General features: G+C 74.2%; 5 protein-coding genes. 4 read left to right on the plus strand and 1 reads right to left on the minus strand.

Annotated elements, in window-relative coordinates:
• Positions 1 to 1,106 (minus strand): DEAD/DEAH box helicase (locus tag ACWEVO_RS26455; protein ID WP_452310211.1); only part of this gene is annotated, 1,106 nt, incomplete at its 3' end.
• Positions 1,107 to 1,275: 169 nt separating this feature from the next.
• Here ACWEVO_RS26455 and ACWEVO_RS26460 point away from each other — a divergent pair.
• From ACWEVO_RS26460 to ACWEVO_RS26475, 4 genes are all read left to right on the plus strand, one after another.
• The gene (locus tag ACWEVO_RS26460; protein ID WP_452310212.1) at positions 1,276 to 1,620 is read left to right on the plus strand and encodes a hypothetical protein; all 345 of its coding nucleotides are present in this window, start codon (positions 1,276 to 1,278) and stop codon (positions 1,618 to 1,620) included.
• 136 nt (positions 1,621 to 1,756) lie between these two features.
• A complete protein-coding gene (locus tag ACWEVO_RS26465) occupies positions 1,757 to 4,591 on the plus strand; it encodes a Na+/H+ antiporter subunit A (protein WP_452310213.1) in 2,835 nt (944 codons plus the stop codon).
• 55 nt (positions 4,592 to 4,646) lie between these two features.
• Entirely contained in the window at positions 4,647 to 5,129 is a 483-nt protein-coding gene (locus tag ACWEVO_RS26470; RefSeq protein ID WP_452310214.1) for a Na(+)/H(+) antiporter subunit C, read from the plus strand.
• A gap of 5 nt (positions 5,130 to 5,134) precedes the next feature.
• A partial coding sequence (locus ACWEVO_RS26475; protein ID WP_452310215.1) for a Na+/H+ antiporter subunit D occupies positions 5,135 to 6,502 on the plus strand: 1,368 nt, incomplete at its 3' end.

A 6,502-nucleotide genomic window follows, 5' to 3' on the forward strand; every position in this document is an offset into this window, starting at 1 on the left:
CCGCCGTCGCCCCCCGGACCGGGTCCGTCCGCCGGGCCGCCGTCGCCGGCCGGCGGGCCGTCGTCCCCCGCCAACAGGTCGGATACGCGCACCGGCTCGCCGCCCCGGGTCAGGCGGCCGCCGTCCGGCGCGAGCGACGCCTCCAGTTCCTCGGCGGCCAGCTCGTTGAGCCGGGCGCAGAGCCGTTCGGCACTGCGCCGCGAGTTGGTGAAGACGATCGTCGACCGGTGCGCCCGGATCAGCGAGAAGACCCGCTCCTCGACGGCCGGCCAGATGGACGCCCGGCGCGGGCCGACGCCGCCCAGGTCGTCCTCCGGCGGCTCCTGCTCGTCGAGGCGGGTCATGTCCTCCACCGGCACCTGCACGCTGACCTCGATGGTCTTGCTGCTGGCGGGCTGCACGACGTCGACCGGGAGGGCGCCGCCGAGGAACCGGGCGCAGACGTCGATCGGCCGGACGGTGGCCGACAGGCCGATCCGCTGGGCCGGCGTCTCCAGCAGCGCGTCGAGGCGTTCCAGGGAGAGCGCCAGGTGAGCGCCGCGCTTGGTGCCGGCGACCGCGTGCACCTCGTCGACGATGACGGTGCGGACCCCGCGCAGCGAGTCCCGGGCGGCGGAGGTGAGCAGCAGGAACAGCGACTCCGGCGTGGTGATGAGGATGTCGGGCGGCGTACGCGCGAAGGCCCGCCGCTCGTCGGCCGGGGTGTCGCCGGTGCGCATGCCCACGGTGATGTCGGGTGGGGTGAGGCCGAGCCGGGTGGCGGCCTGCCGGATGCCGGTGAGCGGGGCGCGCAGGTTGCGTTCGACGTCGACCGCGAGCGCCTTGAGCGGGCTGACGTAGAGCACCCGGCAGCGCTGCCGGGCCTCGGCCGGCGGCGCCTCCTTGGCCAGCCGGTCCAACGACCAGAGGAACGCGGCCAGGGTCTTGCCGGAGCCGGTCGGGGCGACGACGAGGGCGTTGCGCCCGGCGGCCACGGAGCGCCAGGCGCCGGCCTGGGCCGCGGTGGGGGCGGCGAAGGCGGCGCGGAACCACTCCCGGGTAGCCGGGCCGAAATCCGCCAGCACGGCCGCGTCCCCGCCGGTCACCTCGTTCGCCACGCCTCCCATCCTGCCTCGCCGATGTGACATTCACCCGACCGTGAACGCTGTTCTGTCCGGGTCGATGTCTTAAGCGATGGTTGGGGCGTTACTAGCGTTAAGTCTTACTTAACTGCTTGCTTGCACCGCGCAACATAAAGTAACTTCACCCGCAACGCAGCGTCGGGTGGAGGCTTGGATGATCGTCGAGGAGCGCGGCTCCGGCCCCGGGACCGACGTACTCATCCGTAAGGTCGACGGCCATCTCGCCGTGCTCCGCACCGGTCTGCACGGCCCCGAGCTCGAGCTGGCCGAGGAGCTGGCCCGCTGCCTCCGCGAGCTGGTCCTCGCCACCGCCCACTCCAGCGCCGCCGACCGCGGGCTCGTCCGCGCCGCGGTGCACTACTTCGTGCTGCGCCGGGAGAGCCGCGGCAAGCTGCTCCCGGTGCGCTCCCTCGCCGCCGCGCAGCGGGTGGTGAACAAGGTGGTCCGCCAGCTCGGCCGGCCCGACCTGCTGGTGGAGACCCGCCCGCAACGCCGGTGACCGGGGCGCGGGCGCGACGCCCCGGCAAACCGGACGGTTTTCCCGAAAAGCGCCCGGGGCGGCGTTCACCTGACGTCTGATCGGTCCTGGCCGCAGCGTGCCGGGCGCGCGCTGCCACCTCGACCGTGGAGTGCGCGTGCTCGTCCTGCTGATCCTGCACCTGGTGGCGGCCCTGCTCGCGCCGTTGCTGGTCCGCTGGTGGGGCCCGCGCGCCTGCTACCCGCTCGCGCTCGCCCCCGCCGCGACGTTCGGCTGGGCGGTCGCGCACACCGGCGCCGTCCGCGACGGCGGGGCGGTGGTCGAGACGTACCCGTGGATCGCGCAACTCCAGCTCGACCTGGCGCTGCGGGTCACCACCCTGTCCTGGCTGATGATGCTGCTGGTCGGCGGCGTCGGCGCGCTGGTGCTGGTCTACTCCGCCCGCTACTTCCACGCCGGATCGGCGGGGCTCGCCCGGTTCGCGGCCGTCATGGTCGCCTTCGCCGGCGCCATGCTCGGCCTGGTCGTCTCCGACGACCTGCTGCTGCTCTACGTCTTCTGGGAGCTGACCACGGTCTTCTCCTACCTGCTGATCGGGCACAGCACCGAACGGCGGTCCAGCCGCTGGGCCGCCGCCCAGGCGCTGACCGTCACCACCCTGGGCGGGCTGGCCATGCTGGTCGGCTTCCTGCTGCTCGGCCACCACGCCGGCGGCTACCGGTGGTCGCTGATCACCGCGGCGCCGCTGCCCGGCGGCGGTCGGCTCGTCGCCGCGGTGCTCCTCGTGCTCACCGGGGCGCTGGCGAAATCGGCGGTGTTCCCGTTCAACTCCTGGCTGCCGGTGGCGATGGCCGCCCCCACCCCGGTCAGCGCGTACCTGCACGCCGCGGCGATGGTGAAGGCCGGCGTCTTCCTGGTCGGGCTGCTCGGCCCGGCGCTCGCCCCGGCCGCGCCGTGGCGCGCGGTCACCCTGGCCGCCGGGCTGGTCACCCTGGTCCTCGGCGGCTGGGCGGCGCTGCGGCAGACCGACCTGAAGCTGCTGCTGGCGTACGGCACGGTCAGCCAGCTCGGCCTGCTCGTCGTGGTGCTCGGCGCGGGCACCCCGCAGGCGGGGCTCGCCGGCACGGCGATGCTGTTGGCGCACGCGCTGTTCAAGGCGGCGCTCTTCCTGGTGGTGGGCATCCTCGACCACAGCGCCGGCAGCCGGGACCTGCGGGACCTGTCCGGGGTGGGGCGGGCCGCGCCGGTGCTGGCCGGGGTCGCCACGCTGGCGGCCGCCTCGATGGCCGGGCTGCCGCCGTTGCTCGGCTTCGTCGCCAAGGAGGCGGTGTTCGCGGCGTTCGCCGGACGGCCGTGGGTGCTCGCGGCGCTGGTGGCCGGCACCGCGCTCACCGTCGGGTACAGCATCCGGTTCCTCTGGGGCGCCTTCGGCAGGCGGCCGGGCACGGCGGCCACCGAGGTCGAGCGGCCGCCGGTGGCGATGCTGGCCCCGGCCGGGCTGCTCGCCCTGGCCGGGCTCGTCGCCGGGGCCACCGCCGGCCCGCTCGGCGCGCTGCTCCGCCCGTACGCCGCGCTCTTCGGCCCGGTCGAGGAGCACCTGGCGCTCTGGCACGGACCGACCGCGGCGCTGGGCCTCTCCGCCGTCGCGGTGGCCGGCGGCGTGGCGCTGCACCTGGTCCGCGGCCCGCTCAGCGCGGTGCTGGCCCGGCTGCGTTTCCCGGTCGGCGGCAACCAGGGGTACGAGTGGGTGATCCACCGGTTCGACCGGTTCGCGATCGAGGTCACCGGGGCGACCCAGCGGGGCTCCCTGCCGCAGTACCTGGGCACGATCCTCGTCGCCCTGGTACTGGTGCCCGGCTCGGCGATGCTGCTCACCCGGCCGTGGCAGCACGAGATCGCGGTCTGGGACACCCCCGTGCAGCTGGTGGTCTGCGTGGTGATCGCGGTGGCCGCCCTGCTCGCCGTCGGGGCCCGGCGCCGGCTCACCGCGATGCTCCTGGTCGGCGTCACCGGCTACGGCAGCGCGATGCTGTTCGTCCTGTACGGCGCGCCCGACCTGGCGCTCACCCAGTTCCTGGTGGAGACCGCCACCATCGCGGTCTTCGTGCTGGTGCTGCGGCGGCTGCCGGAACGCTTCTCGGCCCGCCCGCTGCGCCGCAGCCGCTGGGTCCGCCGGGCCATCGGCGCGGCGGCCGGCGTGGTGATGGCCGGACTCGCCCTCGCCGCGACCGGGGCGCGGCGGTTCCCGTCCATCTCGGCGGCCTATCCCGACCTCGCCGTCGCCCAGGGCTACGGCCGCAACGTGGTCAACGTGACCCTGGTGGACATCCGGGCCTGGGACACCATGGGGGAGATCTCGGTGCTGGTGGTGGCCGCGACGGGGGTGGCCAGCCTGATCTTCGAGCGGTCCCGCACCGGTCCCCGGCCCCGCCGGCCGCGCCCGGCCGCGGCCCGGCCCGACCCGCGTACGGTCTGGCTGCGCGGCGGGACCACCCTGAACCCGCGCCGCCGCTCGATCGTCTTCGAGGTGGTCACCCGGCTGATCTTCCACACCATGCTGCTCTTCTCGCTGTTCCTGCTCTTCTCCGGGCACAACGCCCCGGGCGGGGGCTTCTCCGGTGGCCTGGTCGCCGGCCTCGCGCTGGCCCTGCGCTACCTGGCCGGCGGCCGGTACGAGCTGGCCGAGGCCGCCCCGGTCGGGGCCGGGACGGTGCTCGGCGCCGGCCTGGCCGTCTCGGTCGGCGGCGGCGTGCTCGGCCTGCTGTTCACCGGCGACGTGCTGCAGAGCGTCAAGGTGAAGCTCTGGCTGCCGCTGGCCGGCCACTTCTACCTGGTCACGTCGATCTTCTTCGACATCGGCGTCTACCTGATCGTGGTCGGGCTGGTGCTGGACATCCTCCGCAGCCTCGGCGCTGAGGTGGACCGGCACGTGGAGGCCGCCGGTGAACCGGCCCGGGGCCTGGTCGTGGAGCGCCGGGGAGAGCCGACGTGAGCGCGAGGAGTGAGCCGGGTTTGCGAGCCCCGCAGTCGCGAACAGGGGTGGCACCGTGACGCGGGGTGCGGCGGGACCGACGCTGGTCCTGGTGATCGCCGTGGGGGTGCTCGTCGCCACCGGCGTCACGCTGCTGCTGGAGCGGAGCCTCACCCGCATCCTGCTCGGCGTCATCCTGCTCGGCAACGGGGTCAACCTGCTGATCCTGCTCGGCGGCCGGGCCGGGGCCGCGCCGCTGGTCGGCACCGCGCCGACCGGGCGGATGAGCGACGCCCTGCCGCAGGCGATGGTGCTCACCGCGGTGGTGATCACGTTCGGGCTGACCGCGTTCCTGCTCGCGGTCGCCTATCGGAGCTGGTATCTGAGCGGCGACGACGAGGTGCAGGACGACCTGGAGGACCGGCAGATCGCCCGCCGCGCCGAGCGGAACGAGGTGGCCACCGCGGACCTCGGCGGGGAGGGGCCGGACAGCGACCCGGAGCAGGTGGATCCGGAGCCGGCGCTGCGCCGGCTGCGCCGCCGGGGCGAGCGGCGGTGAACGGGATCGCGGTGCTGGTGCCGCTGCCGGTGGTGCTGCCGCTGCTCGGCGCCGCGCTCACCCTGCTGCTGAACAAGCGTCCCCGGGTGCAGCGGTCGGTGAGCGTGGTCGGCCTCGCCACCACCCTGACGGTCGCGGTGGTGCTGCTGGTCGAGGCGTACCGGGACGGGCCGGTGGTGGTGCGGGTGGGCGGGTGGCCCCCGCCGGTCGGCATCGTGCTGGTCGCCGACCAGTTGGCCGCGCTGATGCTGGTGGTCTCCTCCGCGGTGACCCTCTGCGTGCTGCTCTACTCGATCGGGCAGGGTCGGGGGGAGACCAGTGAGAGCGCGCCGGTGAGCATCTACCACCCGACCTACCTGGTGCTCACCGCCGGCGTGACCAACGCCTTCCTCGCCGGCGACCTGTTCAACCTCTTCGTCGGCTTCGAGATCCTGCTGGCCGCGAGCTTCGTGCTGATCACGCTCGGCGGCACCGAGGCGCGGATCCGGACCGGCTCGACGTACGTGCTGGTGAGCGTCCTCTCCTCGATGATCTTCCTGGCCGGGGTCGGCCTGGTGTACGCGGCCACCGGCACCGTCAACATGGCCCAGCTCGCCGGTCGGCTGGACGCCCTGCCGGGCGGCGTACGCCTGGTCCTGCAACTGACCCTGCTGCTCGCCTTCGGTATCAAGGCGGCCGTCTTCCCGCTCTCCGCCTGGCTGCCGGACAGCTACCCGACCGCGCCGGCCCCGGTCACCGCGGTCTTCGCCGGCCTGCTCACCAAGGTCGGCGTGTACGCGATCATCCGCACCGAGACCCTGCTCTTCCCCGGCGGCCAGGTCTCCGGGCTGCTCATGGTGGTGGCCGGGCTGACCATGGTGGTGGGCATCCTCGGCGCGGTCGCCCAGTCCGACATGAAGCGGCTCTTCTCCTTCACCCTGGTCAGCCACATCGGCTACATGATCTTCGGGGTGGCGTTGAGCAGCGTCGCCGGCCTCTCCGGGGCGATCTTCTACGTGGTGCACCACATCACCATCCAGACCACCCTCTTCCTGGTCGCTGGGCTGGTGGAGGAGCGGGCCGGCAGCACCGACCTGCGCCGGCTGGGCGGGCTGGCCCGGGTCACGCCGCTGCTCGCGGTGCTCTTCTTCGTCCCGGCGATGAACCTGGCCGGCATCCCGCCGTTCTCCGGCTTCCTCGGCAAGCTCGGCCTGCTCCAGGCCGGCGTCGCGGCCGGCGGGACGCTGCCCGTGGTGCTGGTCGCCGCCGGGGCGCTCACCAGCCTGCTCACCCTCTACCCCATCAGCACGCCGGCCAGCAGCAGCCAGGGCAGCTCGTCGAGCAGGGCGTCCCGCCACGGGTGGCGCACCCCGGCGGACCGGCGGACGCCCACC

The organism is Micromonospora sp. NPDC003776, from assembly GCF_053605645.1.